Below are 18,989 nucleotides of genomic sequence, written 5' to 3'. Positions count from 1 at the left end.
TTACTCCCAGCTATGCATGTCAAACGAAATAGTGTCACCAGGTTGTAATTCATATTCTTTGGCACCTACTTCAGCTTCTTTGCCATTAACAGAATAAAACCAAGCCATTTTATCCTCTTCCTTTGCTTTCACACCTTCAACGGCTGTAATAAAACCACCGCTCTTGTCTGTTTCTAATTTGAAGTTTTCATCCATTATTTCAAAGACTGTTTGACCTGCTTCTATCGAAAGTTCTTTTTCCTCTATTGTTTCTTCACCGTTATTTTTGGAAATAGTCACCTGTACTTTTTCTTGAGTCTCTTGTTGAGTCTCTTCATTGGAATTTGTTTCAGAAGAACTGTTACCTCCTTCGGCCTGCCCACATGCTGACAAGCCGGCGACTACTAAAATAGATACCATCCACATACGAATAAACTTAATCATTTTTTAATCTCCCCTTTTAGTAAGTAATGTCCATCCTTGATGGAGGGGATTGAACTTAAGATAGGCCATAACATAATTCCATCCAAGCTAATCACAATAAAGAAAGGCGCAAGCGGCAAGAAGTTTTCTAGGCGCTGGGCGCTAAAGGTAGATCATGCAAGAGCCACCTACTTATTACTTTCTTTACAATAAAAAAAAGCTTTCCTACAGCTAGGAAAGCTTTTTGAGTACGACTGATATAGCATGAAATCATCATGTTTCATCTGGTCATCTCAAACGCTCAATCCTCGAAGCTTTGAAACACTGAATCAGGCAGGTCTACTGACTTGTGTATCTTCCTACTAAGAGGCCTTCCCATATGGTTACATACAGTGGATTCCCTTTTCGTACACACTTACAGTTGCGAGGACAGTTCTGGCCTTGAACCAGATTCCCTTTTCAGCTCACAGAGTGAGCACCCAATCCATATTATGTTGTTGTTAAAATATATCGTAGCATACCTTCCCTTAAAAAGAAAGTTCCTTTATCTAACCTGTTTCATACGAAACAAGATTCTTCGGCAAAACCTAGCCCTATTCGTGCTTTCGAGCAATTTTTATGATGAAAGTTGTTCCTTCATCAATCATACTATGAACAGAAATAGTCCCTTTATGAGCTTCTACGATATTTTTCGCGATAGAAAGACCAAGTCCAGTACCAGCTTTCCCTTTTTTCCGCTTACGAGATTTATCTCCTTTGTAAAATCGCTCAAACACAAATGGCAAGTCCTCATCAGGAATACCAGCTCCATGGTCCGTAACAGATAGTTGAAGGTAATCATGAGATACGGAAACACTTACTTCAACCCTGCTGTTTACGTTTGTGTGTCGAATCGCATTATCAAGCAAATTCGTCATTACTTGTTCCATCCGATCAGGATCAACTGTAATGCATTCATTATCTAGTTCTTCATCCATATTTAAGATAATCTCAACGTCTTGTTCATTTGCTAAAGCTTGAAATTTCTTAATAATTCGTTCAACGAATGGCCTCACCTGTACATGTTCCATGTTTAATTGTATATGTCCAGCTTCCATTCGAGCCAAATCAAGTAACTCATTTACCAGTCTTCCCATACGGAGTGATTCATCATAAATAATTTGAGCTAATTCATTTTTATCTTCTTTTGTCTCAGCTACATCATCTACTATAGCCTCACTATACCCCTGGAGCATTGAAATAGGTGTACGAAGCTCATGAGAGACATTTGCGATAAAATCTTTACGTAGTTTATCTAATCTACGTTCTTCGGTCATATCACGAATAACAGCTACAGCACCTCTTACATAAGACTTATCATAAAGAGGGGTCATAATGACGACCCAACTCCTCCCTTGTACAGTGAGCTCTGTCATAATTTCTTTTTCCAAAGAAATGACATCTTGTAAAATATCTTGCAGTTCTTCAGGAAGGATATCTTGTTCTTGTTGAGTCTGTTCCTTATTCTCAAAAAACCAAGCATCAATAAATTGGTCTGCAGGCGGATTGGTAACGAGCATATGCCCCTTGCGATTTAATGTTATGACCCCATCAGCCATAGACCTTAATATACCTGATAACTGTTCCTTTTCTTGATTAAGAGCATTAATATGATATTTCAGCTGTCGCCCCATTCGATTAAATGCTATAGCCAACTCACCAATTTCGTCATGCGTTAAAATTGGTATTTTCGTGTTAAATTCACCTCTTGCAAGTTCAAACGCTCCCTCTCTCATTTTTATAAGCGGAGACGTTATTCGAGTAGATAGGAAGAAAGCAAATATTGTAGTTAGGATAATGGCTATCCCAGCTCCCAATAAAATGATTTTTGTTGTTTCAGATGTTGTCTTCTCTACAAATTTTAAAGATTGATATACAAAGACTGCTCCCTTTTGGTTTTCAAGTGGATAACCAACAATCATTACATTCGTTTTAGAGCTCGGTAATACATCTTCTTGTTTAACACTTGTTTGATCTTTTAATACACTAGATAAATCCTCATTTGCAAGAATCCAATCCATATTAATAATAGGTACTGACTCTTCTTTGCTATTCGAGATCCAATAATCTTCTTCACTAAAAGCAATAACAATCCTACTAGAGGGATCAACTATCTTCTCTACAATAGATAATGTGAGATTACGGTCATCTTCATATTCTTCTACAATAGAGGATACTTTTTTTGCGTTTTGCATGAGACGTTGTTCAGCTTGAAAAACATGATAACTTTCGAAGAATTCTAGTAATAACACAGTTAAAATAAATAACACAAAGGATACGAGAAGTAATATGGTAAACCACAGTTTACCAACGACACTTCGCCAAAACATTACTCACCAACGACCTCGAATTTATACCCTACACCCCAAACAGTTACAATCATTTTAGCTGCTTCTTTGGAAACCTTACTCAACTTCTCTCGTAGGCGTTTCACATGTGTATCCACCGTTCGTAAGTCTCCAAAGAATTCATATTGCCATACTTCCTTCAATAATTCTTCTCTATCAAATACTTTATCAGGAGATTGAGCTAAAAATAATAGCAGTTCATATTCTTTAGGGGTAAGACTAACATCTTTCCCATCAGCTTTTACTCGATGGGCATCATTTTCAATCGTTAAATGATTAAATACTAAAATATCCTTTGTTTTTGTATCTGTTTGCAAGAATTTTGTAGAAGAAGATCTGCGCAATAATGCTTTCACTCGAAGTATTACTTCTCTTGGACTAAATGGCTTGACGATATAGTCATCTGTTCCAACTTCAAATCCTTGTACTCGATTGGCTTCTTCCCCTTTAGCGGTCAGCATAATCACAGGAGTCGCCTTCTTCTCTCTAAGTTCTCGACAAACTTCAATCCCATCTTTTCCTGGCATCATTAAGTCTAGTAAGATGACATCAAAATCTTCTTCAAATGCATATTGAAGTGCTTCGTCTCCATCCTCAGCTTCTGTAACTTCAAAATTTTCTCGTTCTAAGTACATCCGAATCAATCGACGGATACGATCCTCATCATCTACTACTAAAACTTTCCCACCTTGTTCTTGCTCCATGAATAATGCCTCCTTAAGATATATCTTTTCACTTTTAAGTAATTAGTCTTGTCTTCTATCACAATGTGTAAAAGAAAGGCTACAAATCAATTGATCAGTAGCCTTTTTGTCTTTCAATCTTTAAGCATAGGAATGTAGACCGGCAATCACTAAGTTTACAGCAATAAGATTAAACATAATAATGGCAAAACCAATTACTGCTAACCAAGCTGAACGTTCTCCTTGCCAGCCTTGAGAAAGTCTAAGATGTAAAAATACTGCATAAAACAACCACGTTATTAGAGCCCAAACCTCTTTTGGATCCCAGCCCCAGAAACGGTTCCATGCTTGTTGCGCCCAAATCATAGCAAAAATCAGAGCCCCCAACGTGAAAACTGGGAATCCTATTGCTACAGCCCGATAAGAAACTTCATCTACTAAATCAGGATTCACTTTTGTTAAAAATGGTTGTATAGCAGCAGCCACTCGTTTTCGCAAAATTAATAAAGTTAATCCATATAAAATAAGACCACTTAGTAGCGACCAGATGAAGGTATTCAACTTACTGGCGGCTTTAGCGTCTTCCATCCAACCTGGTACGTTGAATAAAGGTTGCATTGCACCATTTGTAATTAATTCTCCATTATGAGGCCCCGTTATAGCAGGAAGTGTGAATTCAACCTGTGTGGGTTCAGCATTCTCCACTTCTGAAGGGATTTGGAAAGTCGAATCATATCCAATACCTCTGAATACAGATGTGATTACGACAAAACCAATTGTCGCATAAAGTGCATAAATGACAAACTCCAACCAAAACGTCTTTTTCGTAAGCTTAGATTGATCTACCGTCTTAATTAAGTAGATTAAACCAGCTGCAAAACTTACAGCTAAAATAGCCTCACCTATTGCTGCCGTCGTAACGTGAATATATAGCCAATGGGTTTTTAGTGCTGGTATTAATGGAGATATTTCTTGTGGAAACATGCTCGCATAAGCAATAACTAGTAAAGCTACTGGTAAAGTAAATAAACCGAGTAAATTTAATCGGTAAATAAAATAAATAATAATAAACGCAAAGACGAGCATCATACCAAAGAAAGTTGTGAATTCAAATAAATTACTGACAGGTGCATGCTTACTTACAATCCACCTTGTTATGAAATAACCAACCTGCAATAGAAATCCGATGACAGTAATTGTGATTGCGATATTTCCCGATCTTGTACTAACTTTCTCTTTTCCCTTAGCACGGATTGTACCTCCGAAAAAGAACGTAGCAATTAAGTATAAGATAAAGGCACCATATAATAAATTACTACTAATAGTAGTTAATTCCATTTTTCACCCTCCTCAACCTCCCTAATATATTCTTTCTACATAAATAAGGAGGTTATTCTTTCAGTTCATTTTGATCAGTAACCATTGGCACATTCGTACCATCGACTATCTTTTCAAGATCACGCTTAATCCCGAACCAGTTTTTATTCGTGTGCCCCGCTATCCAAACACCTTCATCGTGAGGATGAATCCAAATACGTCTATGATTCCAGTACATACCCTGAATAACGCCTATCATAAAAATAAGCCCACCAAGCCCTAAAATAGGTAAGGTTAAATCTTTGGTAATGGTTAAGCCCGTTACATCTCTTGTTTCAAAGTCTTTTAGTCCTACCTTATATTGGTTCTCTCCACTAGGATCGAGATTTGCGCCTATACCAACAAAGCTAACTTCAGGTTTGTCGGGATTTTCTGGAGTGAATATATTGAATACAAAAGCTGGATTTTTAGGATATTTTGATACAGAGGTAGGTTCCCCATTTTGCATTTCAAACTCTGGGAAATAACTATCCACTTTAACACGAATTCCATTGTCTAGATTATACTCCGATTTCGGATCTACTAAATCAACTGTGAAGGTATCCAGCTCTTTCTCTTCCGAATCTTCCTTCTCATGTAGCTTAAACGTCATCGTTTTAAATTCATCTAATTGATAGGTTGTTTGATAAAGAGCAAAGCGATCTACTTTGATTGGTCGGTTGACCTGAATAGCGCCTTCTTTTATCTTTTTCAATTCAGGTTCAGACCCTGGAAGTGCCTCGTCTGTACGTTCATAAAGAACCGCATTGGTTTGATAGTTTTTAACGACTGAACCACCTTGTTCTTTAATGGCCTCTTGATAACGCGGGTCGTCTTTATCGTATGTTTCTACAAAAAAATCTTCATTTTTAATATAGTATTGACGATCTGTACCAGGTATTTGTTTAGTTTCCCCTTCACGTACCCACATACTTTCATCAATATACATCGCGGGTACAAAACGTAATAGCGTACCTATAAGAAAGATGATTAAGCCAATATGATTAACATAAGGACCCCAACGAGCAAAGCGACCTTTCTCTGCTAAAATATGACCATCTTGTTCATACACTTTATATCGCTGTTTCTTTAACCCTTGAACTAGAGCTTTTTTATCTTCCTCTGTTGCTTGCTCAGCTTGTCCGAATATACGTTGACGTTTAAGAAACGTCTCATGCCGTTTTGGCTTTTGCTTCTTTAACGCTCGATATAAAGGAACAAATCGATCGAGACTTGCAATGACAAGTGATATGCCAATGGAAGCTACAAGTATCATATACCACCAGGACCCATATAGATCATGAAATCCTAACTGATAATAGATTTTCCCAGCAATCCCATAATTCTGTTCATAATACTGGTTTGCAGGCAATGGCGACTGGTTATTTGCTTCCTGAGGGAATATGGTTCCAATAGCTGAAGCTATTAATGTTAATGCAATAAGCCAAACTCCTACTTTAACGGAGGAAAAGAAATTCCAAATTTTATCGACAAATGTTTTATTATACGTCTGTGATCTTCTTGCACTACCATCGTAGCGCATGTTAAGTAATTTGTTTGGTTGATTCCCATTTATATGTTGGTTTCCTTCTATCGGTTTCCCACATGCTTCACAAAGAACGGTCCCTTCAGGGTTCACATGCCCGCATTCACAAGTAATTTTGTTCATACAAAAACCTCTCAATCTGGTGAATGCTTATGATTCCGGTTTAATCTCCTGTAAGTAACCTTCAATCTTATCTAATGTTAATGCTCCGATTACTTTATGTTCAATTTCACCTTCTGGACCAATAAAATAGGTTGCAGGAAGAGATCCTACATCATACAGTTCCATCACCTGTCCACTCTTATCTTGGACAATTGGAAAAGTAAGATCATGAGTTTCAATGAAGTTCTCAACTACTAACTCACCTTGGTCTAAGTTTACTGCTAGAATTTCAACGCCCTTCTTTTTATATTCAGGATAGAGTTGCTGCATATAAGGCATTTCCTCTTTACAAGGTGGGCAATAATCTGCCCAGAAATTTAGCATGACACCTTTTCCTTCAAAATAATCCAAAGTTAATGTCTCTTTTCCTTCAACATTTATTGTTTCAAGCTTAAAATTAGGTGCTTCTTCACCAACTTGCAATATATCTTTCTTGTCTTTCGTAAAATTAGAGTATAAGGCGAAGGCTACTGCAGCAAGCATAATAGTAAGCATCACGCTCCGAAATATAAGTCTTTTTTTCTTTTTGTTTGTTTTGTTTGCCATGCTACTCACTCCCCTCGCACATTATACCACTTATGAAGCAAATAACCTGTGAAAATTTAGTTAACATTTTCGTCAGCAGCTTTTCTGAGTTTCTTAACCTCATGAGGCGTCAATTCTCTACAGTCTCCAGGCTGTAATCCTTGGGTCGTTAAAAATGCATATCGCTCTCTTTTTAATTTATCTATTGGATAGCCTAATGCTTCAAACATGCGACGAATTTGACGGTTCTTCCCTTCATGTAGTGTGAGTTGTATGATAGCTGTGTTTTTCTTGCGATCTGTTGAAATGACACGCTGATGAACAGCTTTTAAATACTCACCATCTACTTGAACTCCTTTTGTTAAAGAAGATAATTCTTCTTTTGATGGTATTCCTTTTACTTTGGCAACATATACCTTATCAATTTGATGTTTAGGGTGCATAAGCTCTTGGGCAAAACCACCATCGTTCGTTAACAGAATTAAACCAGAAGTGTCATAGTCTAACCTTCCGATAGGGTAGATACGTTTATCCGTTTCAGGTACATAATCTGTCACCACTTTTCTACCTTTATCATCGCTCACACTGGATATAACCCCACGTGGCTTATATAATAAATAGTATTCAGGTGCTTCCTTTTCAACGGGAACTCCATTGACTTCTATATCATCATTAGGGTTAACTTTTGTACCTAGCTCTGTAATGACCTTTCCATTCACCTTTACTTTACCTTCCGTAATAAGTTGTTCTGCTTTTCTTCTAGATGTTACACCACTATTAGCTATTACCTTTTGTAATCTCTCTTTATTATTCGTCATATTAATCTCCTTCTTATTCATCTATTCCATGCCCTATCGTTATAAAATTCCTAAAACAAGAACAAAAGCTCAGGGCGCCCGCTTAGCGACGTATATGCTGCGGCCTACACGACGTAGTTTGGTTCGGTGTTGCTACGTGAGGCGGGCCTACAAGGATGTAGGTCAGTTTCGATGTTGGTGCACGATGCAGCGATCTTAATCGAACCTCCTTCAACCCAGAACTTCACCTGATTCCGTAGGAGATAAAGGAAACACGAAAACATGCGTGATTCGATGTTAACTTATCGTACAAAGGCGAGGGAAGCATACTAGGCGCTGGAGCTGGATGTGGCCCCTATACATATTAAGTTATACACAAGCCAACATTTTTTTAGTTTCCTATACAATAAAGAAAACTTGCCAAATGGCAAGCCTTAGGCGCAGACAGAGTTCTAATTGCGCTTATATTTACTCCCTTTCAAACGATTTAGTTTTTCTGAAAGCGTGAAGAACACTTACCTATTGGCAAGGCTTACACAAAGACAGCAAGGCTAAAAAGAAAGATAAAGTAAACATGATACCATAATTATGGTAACGCTTTTAACCACCGAAAACAATCGAAACTACTATTATTGAAGCAATTATACCAATAAAATCAGCTATTAGTCCAACTTTTAGAGCATCTCCCATTCGCTTTATACCAACCGCACCAAAATACACTGTAATGATATACAATGTCGTATCCGTACTACCCTGCATTGTAGAAGCAAGTCTACCTATAAAAGAATCGGGTCCATAGGTGCCAATTAATTCTGTAGTCATACCCAATGCAGCTGTTCCAGAAATAGGACGAACTAAAGCTAGCGGAACAATTTCAGAAGGTACACCTATTAAGCCTAATAAAGGACTTAATAAAGAAACAAATGCTTCCATTGCTCCTGATGCTCGAAAAATGGCAATAGCAACCATCATACCTAATAAAAAAGGGAGGAGAGAAAAGGCCAACTTCACCCCTTCTTTTCCACCCTCCACAAACGTTTCGTAAGTTGGGACTCTTTTCCACGTACCTACAAGTAATACTAGCAATATGATACACGGAATTATCCATGTACTCACAGTTGTGATTATCCCCATTACTGTCCCCTCCTTGATCGTAAGGAATAAAATAACCTATCAACTAATACAGCGCCAAACGTAGAGATTAACGTTGCAATAATGGTAGTCGCAACAATTTCTGTTGGAGCTATTGATTCGTATTTCATGCGTATGGCAATAACTGTTGTCGGAATTAAGGTAACACTAGACGTATTTATCGCTAAGAATGTGATCATAGAACGGCTTGCCTCTTCTGAAGGGTTAAGTTCTTTCATTTCCTGCATAGCCTTGATTCCCATAGGAGTAGCTGCATTTCCAAGACCAAACATATTAGCTGATACATTTGATAAAATGTAACCCATAGCTGGGTGATTCGGAGGTATGTCTGGAAAAAGCCTAGTAATAATGGGACGGAACAATTTCGCCATTCCTTCTAATAATCCAGATGCTTCTGCAATTTTCATTAATCCAATCCAAAACACCAACACACTAATTAAGCTAATCGATAGCATGACAGCGTCATCAGCACTCTCAAATAATGCTTTATTCACATCGGACATGGTTCCATTAAACATAGCGTATAGAATCCCAATTACAGCCATCATCACCCATATGATGTTAACCATTTAATATACTCCTAACATTCGTTTAAATACTTCTACTGTATCCTCCCAAAAGGATTGTACTTTTGCTGGCTCAGCCATCACCGATACCTCTACAATTTCTTTACCATTTAATTGATAAACTGCTTTTCCTAGAACTGTATGAATTGATTCTAAATTATTAGGTTTTAACGTGTAGGTTATTTCTTCAATTTTGGCCGCTTCTTCTTTGGTAAGAGGAACAATCACAGGTTCCCATAAGTAACCGGAAGCGCCCTCGTTATGTTGTTCTTCTAACTGTAATCCCCCTTTTTCTTGAATCTCTCGCAGATCATACGTTTCATATCCCCACTCAAACATACTTCGATGGTCATTCCAGTCATCAGGTGCATTAAGTGTTACCATGATTAACTCCATACCATCCTTCTCAGCAGTACTCACTAGCGTTCTTCCTGCAGCTTTTGTATATCCTGTTTTACCACCAGTACTATGAGCATAATATTTAGTTAACATTTTATTTTTGTTGCCCCAAGCATACGTTCGAGATTCTGCTTTATAGGTTGTTGTACTTGAAACTTTTCTAAATACCTCGTTATTCATAGCATACCGAGTAAGGAGAGCCATATCATAGGCTGTAGAATAATGATCTTCCGCATCCAATCCATGAGGATTAGCAAAATGGGAATTTTCCATCCCAATCCATGCAGCCTTTTGGTTCATCAAAAAAACGAAACCTTCTAAACTACCTCCTACATGTTCCGCAATAGCTGTCGCAGCGTCATTACCCGACCGTAGCATGAGCCCATATACCAAATCTTTTAGCTTCATTTTTTCGCCTTGTTCTAAGTAAACTGACGAACCTTCCTCATAAACTGCACGTTTTGACACTTTCACAGTATCTTCTAGCATTCCAGATTCAATTGCTACAATTGCTGTCATAATCTTGGTTATACTAGCTATTTTTTCTTTATTATGCGCCTGTTTCTCGAACAAGACTCGTCCAGTAGATTGCTCCATAAGAACTGCATTTCGCGCTGACACACCAGGACTTGCGTAACTCATTATCGGTGTATGTACTATTAGCAAACATAATAGAATAATCATAAGCCACTTCAATCTCAAGGGAGGGTCCTCCATTCATTAATCTTTGTACTAACATATGCAGGAAGGACGGGCATATGATAGTTAGATGTAAAAACCCCGCTCCATTAACTATCAAATTTCTATTTTATTTTCTAAACCAACCTCAATCATTAAATACTCCTTTATGTTGTTATTCAGTAATCGAGGCATAATCTTGAAGACTTGAAGTTGAGATAAATTTGGTGATCGCACAGAAAGATCGATGTACCCGTAGATTTAGTTAGAATAAAGGTGGCCGTGGAACAACTCGCGTCCTGCCGGCGAGCTGGCAAGCCTCCTCGAGCCCAAAAATCGGGGCTCTGTGGGGTCTTGCCTACCTCTTTCTCCGGCGGGAGAAAGAGGTTGGTGAGACCCCGGAGGGAGCAAAGCGACTGAGAAGGCTCACCAGCTCGCCCGAGGAAAGCGAGTTGTTTCACCGTAATCCCCCCCTTCCACTTTTCAAGTATCGGACCCATCACCTCTTGAATATATCTCGAATCCAAGTCTTCAAGATAATGGGGCGATTGTTAATAAAAGACTGCTTATAAAAAGCTCAGAGCAAATTCTGAGCTTATTTATGTTCTATTATTGTATATAAGATTTATTTTGCGAGTTACATAAGAAATTTGGTGCTATTTCCATGTAAGAAACCCGTGAACTTAGTATAAGCTCCAAATTAAATCTTTCACAGAATTAAAACGTGTTGCCACATCATCCCAATTAACTATATTCCACCAATTTTTCACGTAGTCCCCACGTTTTGTTTGATATTGCAGGTAATACGCATGCTCCCATACATCTAGGACAAGAAGAGGCACAACATCCCATAGTGAAAACATTTGGTGTTTCTCAACGGTTTGAATGGCTAAGCGGCCTGAACGCATCTCCCATACTAATATCGCCCATCCTACCCCTTCAACTGACTTGGCAGCATCAGAAAATTGTTTTTTAAATGCCGCAAAACTTCCAAAATCCTTATTGATTTGCTTTAACAGATCTCCCTTTGGTTTGCCACCACCATTTGGCTTCATGTTAAACCAAAATATCGTGTGTAAGAAATGTCCCGAGCCATTAAATGATTGTTGTCGTAACCAATGCTTAATTAAGTCATCTTTACCTGTCTTTCTGAGTTCAGCTAACTTGTTTTCTGCCTTGTTCAAACCATCCACATACGATTTGTGATGCACATCGTGATGAAGCCGCATAATTTCCTTCGAAATATATGGCTCTAGGGCGTCATAAGGATAAGGTAGTGGTGGCAATTTATGCTCTCCAGTGGGAACTGATTTCTTTTCCCGCTCATTGTCATAATAAGCACCCAAGCTTTGCAGTAATTTTTGTCCTTGAGCTTGAAGGTTGTTCATTTGTTCATGAGAGATATCATCTTGTTGCAACACTTCTTGAATGTCTTTTTTCCACTCCTTCATTTGGTTATTCCATTTTTTTTGATTTTCTTCAGACATATGAGTGCTATTAACTTTTTTTTCTACTTCTTCAGCCCAATTCAACAACGAATGTAGGTATTGTTTTTTTGCTGTTAGCATACCATCACCTCGCCCTATCGTATGCCCAACGCCTACTAAAAGTGAAAACGCTCCTCATCTATGATGAGGAGCGTTTATTCGTGTCATTTTTTCGGTTAAAATAGTCTGATTCATAGAAAGCTAAATCTTCTCTAATTTGTTGAAAACCGTCTTCTAATTCATTCATTAATTTCCTTAATGCATACGGAGGCTGATGAAAATACGTTATCGCATTCTTACCCGTATAAGCTGCTCTGCTATCTTCTCCCCAAGCGTCACTCTTCGGAGAGAAGAATTCCATTATGCATTGGTGGTAGATACCATATAAAGCTTTCTCAGCAACAGGTCTATGAAAGGATTGGGAATTCATAAGACCTTGCACTTTTTCATAAGCTTCATCACAAAAGACCTCTAATCGTCTTAATGCCTTCAATAATAAAGCGTAATAACCTTTGTCATGACTACCTTCTTCTTCTAGCAATTGTTGAATAGAATATTGATTAAGGAAATGACTTATTTTTCGTACAGAAGTACCCAAAACGTCTCTTACTTCTTCCAATTGAGTCATAACCAACTGGTTATTCATTCATTAAACCTCCCAAAGGGTTTCATATTACTACTATTATATGGCTTTTCACAGAAAAATACAGGATTTTTACATTTTATCCTTGAATAAATTCTAAAGTGGATTCCAAGTCAAATCGCTTCCCTTCTGAGAGGGTCACCAACACTTGTTTAAGGTTATCCCATTTTATACCTTCAAAAAGAACATTAAAATCATCTTCATGATTGATGTAAACACGCTTTCTATTTTTGTATTCAGGATATTTAATGAGTGCCACTAAAGCCACAATATCTCTTAAGAAAAACGTAGCATACTCTAACGTTAGAATAGGATCTGTTTCGAATGGTGTAAATTGAGATAAATTCGTTTCAAAATATCGGACATATAATACGCGAAGCGAATGTTCTTGCCCCTTATCAACATAGGAGATCTCAGATTGATTAAAAAAGTCTTCTGATGTATTTGGTTTTTCTTTTTCTAACTCAATTCCATTACAAGCAACAATTTGCATTCAACATTCCCCCTATTCAAGACAAGTTTTATACATACTTATTCTTCCATACAACAAATAATCCTTAATTTAGAAAGGTTCTTTATCAGAATCTACAGACTCTTGAAATGATTCAAAGAAAAGATCTGCTTCACCTTCCATATTTTCATTTTCTTGTCCTTCAGGCAATGGAGGCAGTTCCTCTAATGAGGTCAATCCAAAATAGGTCAGGAAATCAGTTGTTGTCCCATATAATATAGCCCGACCTATCCCTTCCTTTCGGCCTCTTTCTTCCACGAGAGACCGATTTAATAAAGTTTGTATAGGTCCATCACATTTCACACCTCGCACTTCTTCTATCTCCGTTCGAGTAATAGGTTGTTTATACGCTACAATTGCCAATGTTTCTAAGGCAGCCTGGGATAGTCGAGAGGCATGTGGAGAATCAATTAGCCGTTGATAATACGCGGCATGTTTAGGCTTAGTAGTTAAATGATAATAGGCTTTCGATTGCATCACTGTAATTCCTCGGCTATCCTGTTCATAGTCACGCTTCAACTCACCTAAAACAAACTGAACAGTCTCCAACTCTACTTCCATCACTTCTGCAAGCTGTTTTTGAGTCATCCCTTCGTCTCCTGAAACAAATAATAAGCCTTCAGCAATTGCCTTATATTGCTGTGTGTCCATATTACTCCTCCAATTTATATACAACTAATTCTTCAAAGTGTTTTGATTGTTCACAGAGTATTTCTCTATTTTTCATTAGTTCCAAAATAGCAATAAAAGTTACCACAATATGAGACCTTGTTGGTTGCGGAAATAAGTCAAAAAATCGAAGGCCATGAGGTGTACTTTTAACTTGTGTCATAACCTCATCCATGCGTTCTTGTATAGGAATTTCTTGACGCTGTACTCTCGTCTCTAGTGGTTGCTCCCATTTTTTCTTGTTAAGTAGCTTTTGCATGGCTCCAATCATATCATAGATTGTAATATCACCTTGGGTCATAATAGGTTGTGCTTCTTTTTCATCGGTTTCTATTTGTTGAGGCGGTCTCGTATAAATCTGGTTCGCCTCTTCCTCTTTATCTTTAAGGTCTTGTGCTGCTTCCTTATATTTTCTGTATTCAATTAATCGACGCATTAATTCTTCTCTTGGATCTTCTTCCTCATATTCTTCATCTTCAACTTCTAATTCTTGATTAGGCAAAAGCATTTGGCTTTTTATGGCAATCAATGTTGCCGCCATTACTAAATATTCACTAGCTATATCCAATTCTAATTGTTGCATGGTATGGATATACGCCATATATTGTTCAGTAATTTCGGCCACTGGAATATCATATATATCGATTTCATACCGGTTGATTAAATGAAGGAGCAGATCCAAAGGACCTTCAAAGGCGTCAATCTTAACCGTATAACTTTGGTTCATATGCTTTTCCTTTCTAGCTTCTATCTAGCGAAATAAATGGTTGTTCGCTCGTATGAATAAAATCTGTAATCTATAAACAATAAAAAATTCACTTTATTAGTGGAAACGCCCATACACATATGAGGTTTTCCTCATATGGTAATACCGTAAGATAAATGTTATCAAAAAAACATTTATCCGTTAACAGAAAAAAGGAGGAATTCAAAGATGAGTGGATACGGTTATGGTGGCGGATTCGCGCTAATCGTTGTATTGTTTATTCTTTTGATTATCGTAGGTGCAAGCTGGTTATAATAAGTAACACTATGCGCGTTAAGCAAAGCTTAACGCGCATTTCATTTTGACTTGTCTTTAACCATGTATGATAAACTATACACTGATTCTATCAAATGTACTTTAGTAAAGGGAGCTTTTTTTATGTATGATCAAGCCTATGTGGACTACCTTGCACACTTTCATGGAACAAGGGATTATTTCGAATGTCATGAACTTTTAGAGGATAGATGGAAGGAAGAAACTCCTTTAGATAGACAGGCTGTATGGGTAGGACTTATCCAGTTAGCTGTAGCTATGTACCATTATCGCCGTAACAATTATAAAGGGGCGAGTCGTACCGCTCAAAAAGCTCGTACAATCCTTCAAAATAAAAAGGAACACCTTCAAAATTATGGATTAGATCAACACAAAATGATTGGTTTTCTCGATGACCTTATGTACAAACTTGAATTAAAAAAGCCATATGAAAGTATGAATCTCCCTATTATTGATCAAAAACTTTTATATGCTGTACAACAACGATGTAACGATTTGGGTTGTATCTATGGTGCACCAAGTCCACTTGAAGATACAGACCTTATTCATCGACATTCACGAAGAGACCGCTCTGAGGTGATTGAAGAGCGAAAGCGTCAATTACAAAAGAGACAAGAAGATCGGTCCTAATTCATTTTGTCTAATAGTGAAAAAAGGCCAGTTCCTATCATATAGGAGCTGGCTTTATTATTCTTTCACTTCATTTATTTAGCTTTATCCTCACAGTGTGCAATAAATGCATCTGTTCTTGTATTTGAACATACTGAATATTTAGATCCTAATTGGTTGTTCACTGCATCTACCATCTTCTTACCAATTCCCATATTTCGATGAGATGGATTTACTGTAATATGCTGAATGACCGCTTGTTCTTGACTTTCATCAATTTGAACACCAATAGCACCTAATATATCTTCTTCTTTCCATAAGAACAATTGCCAATTTTCATTCGTTTCATACTCTTTTATGGTTCCTATTAACTTTTTTACCTCTTTTTCTTCAGGCATAAAAGATAAAAGACCCATGGCAATTTTTTCAAAACTCTTTTTATATCGAATTAACATATTTACCCCTCGCTATGAAAAAAACTTCCCTATCATGGAGAGCAGAAAAATAATGGCAACAGCCATCATTAACCAGAAGAGCTTTTTTTCTTGTTTATTACTGTTCATAACGTAACACCCTTACTTACAACGAAAGGTACTACCTATTCTAATTACGAGATGCTTGAACTAGATTATACTCTTCATTCTTATCCTATTCAATAACAAAGAATACCCAGTACAAGACTCCCCATGTCATACTAACACCTAAGAGTATGAGAAAGAGTATCCAGTTTTTCTTCTTCACCCTCATCACTCCTCCCTTATTATAACGACATTCACACATAATGCAAGCCCTTTTATCTTAACCTAATTTTCGAATAGAAGATTACTTATTTGAAGAGAAAACTCTATTCCATAAAGCTTCAGCAATTACATAGCCATCAGATTTTTTATTAGCGAACTTAAACGGTATCAAGTTTACTGTAGTAATCCATATATTGAAAGCAATAAATAATGATATATATGGATGATCAACAACGTAATACATTACAAAACCTAATAGTACAAGAAAAGCGTTGATAAACGGTCCTGCTATAGAAATTACTGCACGTTCATACATCGTGTGCTCAGGATCACGTTCATAAGCTACCAAAGCTCCAAGGAAAATATACAAACAAATTGAAATACGAAAAACACCGTGCTTCTGTTTCAATAAGCTAGGCCCTACGCCAAGTTGAATATATATATAACTAGATTGAAAGAAATAAGCAACAATTCCATGTGCTAACTCATGCAGAAACAAACTAAGTGGAGCAATAATGAAAACGAGTATAACAAAAAAATCCATGCACATCTCCTTCATATTTAGTGTTTACGATGACAACTTATCCATTTCTCTCCCTATATAGCTATGAAGAGCATCCTTTCCGAAGAAGTCTATGTATTTTGTTCGAGGTTAACTTATCGTTAGGAGTCAACGGAATCACACAAGTCGCTGGGCGCAGGAGATAGACATGTAAGAGCCATCAACTTAATTTTTCTTTACTGACAAAGAAAAAGAGTAAGTCTCAATGACTTACTCTACTCTTCTACCACCGTTACTTCATTCATTACATCTCCAACGCGTACGCGGTCAATGACGTCTAAGCCTTTTGTAACCTGGCCAAAAACCGTATGTCTTCCATCTAGATGTGGTTGAGGAGAATGAGCAATAAAGAACTGGCTACCACCAGTATCCTTACCAGCATGGGCCATTGATAAGGCACCACGTTGATGTTTATGTGGATTTCCTTCGGTTTCGCATTTGATTGTATAACCTGGTCCACCACGACCTGATCCTTCTGGGCACCCTCCTTGAATAACAAAATCAGGTATTACCCGATGAAAGGTTAATCCATTGTAGAATCCAGAATTAGCTAGTTTTTCAAAATTTTCCACTGTACCTGGTGCAGCATCATCATATAAATCAAAAACGATTTTTTCTCCATTTTCAAACTCAATTGTTCCTTTTTTCATAACAGCTTCCTCCTCTATACTAGGGACGTTCGTAAGATAAATCTAGTCTAGTCACCTCTTGATATGATTCACGTTGAATAACAAGTTGATGGTGACCATTCTCTACAAATACGACAGCAGATTTAGGAAATCGATTATAATGATTACTCATTGAATACCCATAGGCTCCAGTGCTAAAGGTTGCCAATATATCTCCGCTATCTAATGCAGGAACGTCTACATCCCATATTAACATATCTCCTGATTCACAGCACTTTCCCGCAATAGAGACAGTTTGTTCTAGTTGTGCATTCATCTTATTCGCTACAGCCGCTTCATATTTAGCATGATATAAAGCAGGTCGTAGGTTATCCGTCATGCCGCCATCTACTGAAACGTACGTACGCACGTCCGGAATATGTTTGATCGCTCCTACCGTATAAAGGGTAACTCCGGCATCACCTACAATGGCACGACCTGGTTCAATCCATATCTCTGGAAGAGGGAAATCATACTCCATAGATTGGTATTTCACTTCTTGCACTAGTTCTTTCACATATGTTGCAAGGGGCAAAGGTTCATCTTCATCGGTGTATTTTATACCGAACCCACCTCCAAGATTTAGTACATCAGGAGTATATCCATGCTTTTCTTTCCAATTCCCTAATGCTTCAAAAAGCTTTTTAACTGCCATGACAAAACCATGTGTTTCAAATATTTGCGAGCCAATATGGCAATGAAGTCCCTTAACTTGAATGTGATCATTCGCTTGTAACTGTAATAATGCTTGTTCCGCTTGGCCATTCCATAAATCGAATCCAAATTTAGAATCTTCTTGCCCAGTTAGAATGTAATCATGTGTATGTGCCTCAATACCAGGAGTTACGCGAAGTAATACATCCATTTGATGATTGTATTTCGTTAATAATTCTTTTAGTAACTCAATTTCTAGAAAATTGTCTACTACGACACATCCTATTCCTTCTTTTATAGCCATTTCAAGCTCATCAACACTTTTATTGTTTCCGTGTAAATGAATGCGTTCTTTAGGGAATTCTGCCTGAATAGCAGTATGCATTTCACCTTGTGATACTACATCTAAACTCAAACCTTCTTGTTGAGCAACTTGAAGCATCGCTACAGAAGAGAAAGCTTTCGAGGCATACGCCACTTGTGCTTGAACACCTAACTCCTTAAATGTTTGAACAAAGCGTTGGGCATTCTTTCTGATTTCTTCTACATCATACACAAATAAAGGTGTACCATATGTATTTGCCAATTCTACAGCATCAACACCAGCTATGTTTAGATGCCCTAATTCATTACTTTCTGTTCGATTCATGCTTACCAACTCCCAACAAACAATCTATTTTAGATTATTCTATCTATGCCCATTTTATAAAAAGAATAAATTTTTTGCTACAAAAAGAAGGCAGTGAGCCTGCCT

The 18,989-nt window shown here is 37.5% G+C and carries 21 protein-coding genes and 1 riboswitch; of the genes, 2 read left to right on the top strand and 19 right to left on the bottom strand.

The features are described 5' to 3' along the window. From GLW08_RS17150 to GLW08_RS17080, 15 genes are all read right to left on the bottom strand, one after another. Positions 1-423, bottom strand: a complete 423-nt coding sequence (locus GLW08_RS17150; RefSeq protein ID WP_160849876.1) for a DUF4430 domain-containing protein — start codon at positions 421-423, stop codon at positions 1-3. 294 nt (positions 424-717) lie between these two features. Then, a riboswitch (cobalamin riboswitch) is annotated at positions 718-900 on the bottom strand. A gap of 95 nt (positions 901-995) precedes the next feature. Then, positions 996-2,771 carry an ATP-binding protein gene (locus GLW08_RS17145; protein WP_160849875.1) on the bottom strand — a complete coding sequence of 592 codons (1,776 nt, stop codon included), beginning with the start codon at positions 2,769-2,771 and terminating at the stop codon, positions 996-998. Then, complete coding sequence (locus tag GLW08_RS17140) at positions 2,771-3,493, bottom strand: response regulator transcription factor (protein WP_160849874.1); 723 nt, start codon at positions 3,491-3,493, stop codon at positions 2,771-2,773. The genes GLW08_RS17145 and GLW08_RS17140 overlap by 1 nt, the downstream gene beginning before the upstream one ends. Before the next feature lie 120 nt (positions 3,494-3,613). Then, the gene (gene ccsA / locus GLW08_RS17135) at positions 3,614-4,810 is read right to left on the bottom strand and encodes a cytochrome c biogenesis protein CcsA (protein WP_160849873.1); all 1,197 of its coding nucleotides are present in this window, start codon (positions 4,808-4,810) and stop codon (positions 3,614-3,616) included. A 52-nt stretch (positions 4,811-4,862) separates the two neighbouring features. Continuing rightward, positions 4,863-6,497 carry a cytochrome c biogenesis protein ResB gene (gene resB, locus GLW08_RS17130; protein WP_160849872.1) on the bottom strand — a complete coding sequence of 545 codons (1,635 nt, stop codon included), beginning with the start codon at positions 6,495-6,497 and terminating at the stop codon, positions 4,863-4,865. Between the two features lie 27 nt (positions 6,498-6,524). Continuing rightward, positions 6,525-7,082 (bottom strand): thiol-disulfide oxidoreductase ResA, encoded by a 558-nt coding sequence (resA, locus tag GLW08_RS17125; protein ID WP_160849871.1) that lies wholly within the window; start codon positions 7,080-7,082, stop codon positions 6,525-6,527. A 56-nt stretch (positions 7,083-7,138) separates the two neighbouring features. Continuing rightward, positions 7,139-7,879: a pseudouridine synthase gene (locus tag GLW08_RS17120; protein WP_160849870.1), complete on the bottom strand. Its 741-nt coding sequence runs from the start codon at positions 7,877-7,879 to the stop codon at positions 7,139-7,141. Positions 7,880-8,458: 579 nt separating this feature from the next. Then, positions 8,459-8,992 carry a spore maturation protein gene (locus GLW08_RS17115; RefSeq protein WP_160849869.1) on the bottom strand — a complete coding sequence of 178 codons (534 nt, stop codon included), beginning with the start codon at positions 8,990-8,992 and terminating at the stop codon, positions 8,459-8,461. Next, a complete protein-coding gene (locus GLW08_RS17110) occupies positions 8,992-9,579 on the bottom strand; it encodes a nucleoside recognition domain-containing protein (RefSeq protein ID WP_160849868.1) in 588 nt (195 codons plus the stop codon). Before GLW08_RS17110 ends, GLW08_RS17115 begins: the two co-directional genes overlap by 1 nt. Further along, positions 9,580-10,677 carry a D-alanyl-D-alanine carboxypeptidase family protein gene (locus GLW08_RS17105; protein ID WP_272917098.1) on the bottom strand — a complete coding sequence of 366 codons (1,098 nt, stop codon included), beginning with the start codon at positions 10,675-10,677 and terminating at the stop codon, positions 9,580-9,582. A gap of 659 nt (positions 10,678-11,336) precedes the next feature. Continuing rightward, entirely contained in the window at positions 11,337-12,221 is an 885-nt protein-coding gene (locus tag GLW08_RS17100) for a superoxide dismutase (protein ID WP_160849867.1), read from the bottom strand. 58 nt (positions 12,222-12,279) lie between these two features. Then, entirely contained in the window at positions 12,280-12,786 is a 507-nt protein-coding gene (locus tag GLW08_RS17095) for a DUF3907 family protein (protein WP_160849866.1), read from the bottom strand. 76 nt (positions 12,787-12,862) lie between these two features. Further along, complete coding sequence (locus GLW08_RS17090) at positions 12,863-13,276, bottom strand: hypothetical protein (RefSeq protein WP_160849865.1); 414 nt, start codon at positions 13,274-13,276, stop codon at positions 12,863-12,865. 69 nt (positions 13,277-13,345) lie between these two features. Next, complete coding sequence (gene scpB / locus GLW08_RS17085; RefSeq protein WP_160849864.1) at positions 13,346-13,945, bottom strand: SMC-Scp complex subunit ScpB; 600 nt, start codon at positions 13,943-13,945, stop codon at positions 13,346-13,348. Position 13,946: 1 nt separating this feature from the next. Next, entirely contained in the window at positions 13,947-14,690 is a 744-nt protein-coding gene (locus GLW08_RS17080; protein WP_160849863.1) for a segregation/condensation protein A, read from the bottom strand. Positions 14,691-14,897: 207 nt separating this feature from the next. On the opposite strand from GLW08_RS17080, the gene GLW08_RS17075 reads away from it, so the two are divergent. Together GLW08_RS17075 and GLW08_RS17070 are read left to right on the top strand one after the other, a co-directional pair. Next, positions 14,898-14,984 (top strand): YjcZ family sporulation protein, encoded by an 87-nt coding sequence (locus GLW08_RS17075; RefSeq protein ID WP_160849976.1) that lies wholly within the window; start codon positions 14,898-14,900, stop codon positions 14,982-14,984. 123 nt (positions 14,985-15,107) lie between these two features. After that, complete coding sequence (locus tag GLW08_RS17070; RefSeq protein WP_160849862.1) at positions 15,108-15,632, top strand: DUF309 domain-containing protein; 525 nt, start codon at positions 15,108-15,110, stop codon at positions 15,630-15,632. 74 nt (positions 15,633-15,706) lie between these two features. On the opposite strand, the gene GLW08_RS17065 is transcribed toward GLW08_RS17070, so the two are convergent. From GLW08_RS17065 to lysA, 4 genes are all read right to left on the bottom strand, one after another. Beyond that, entirely contained in the window at positions 15,707-16,066 is a 360-nt protein-coding gene (locus tag GLW08_RS17065) for a GNAT family N-acetyltransferase (protein ID WP_160849861.1), read from the bottom strand. A 367-nt stretch (positions 16,067-16,433) separates the two neighbouring features. Continuing rightward, on the bottom strand, positions 16,434-16,895 hold the full coding sequence (locus GLW08_RS17060; RefSeq protein WP_160849860.1) for a site-2 protease family protein: 462 nt from the start codon (positions 16,893-16,895) through the stop codon (positions 16,434-16,436). Between the two features lie 233 nt (positions 16,896-17,128). Then, the gene (locus GLW08_RS17055; protein ID WP_160849859.1) at positions 17,129-17,563 is read right to left on the bottom strand and encodes a peptidylprolyl isomerase; all 435 of its coding nucleotides are present in this window, start codon (positions 17,561-17,563) and stop codon (positions 17,129-17,131) included. Positions 17,564-17,582: 19 nt separating this feature from the next. After that, positions 17,583-18,884: a diaminopimelate decarboxylase gene (lysA, locus tag GLW08_RS17050; RefSeq protein ID WP_160849858.1), complete on the bottom strand. Its 1,302-nt coding sequence runs from the start codon at positions 18,882-18,884 to the stop codon at positions 17,583-17,585. Positions 18,885-18,989: the final 105 nt, after the last annotated feature.

Origin of the sequence: Pontibacillus yanchengensis (genome assembly GCF_009856295.1) — a bacterium.
GTDB lineage: Bacteria > Bacillota > Bacilli > Bacillales > BH030062 > Pontibacillus > Pontibacillus yanchengensis_A.
Note: the sequence above shows the minus strand (reverse complement) of the source record. Positions and strands in the feature narration are given on the sequence as shown.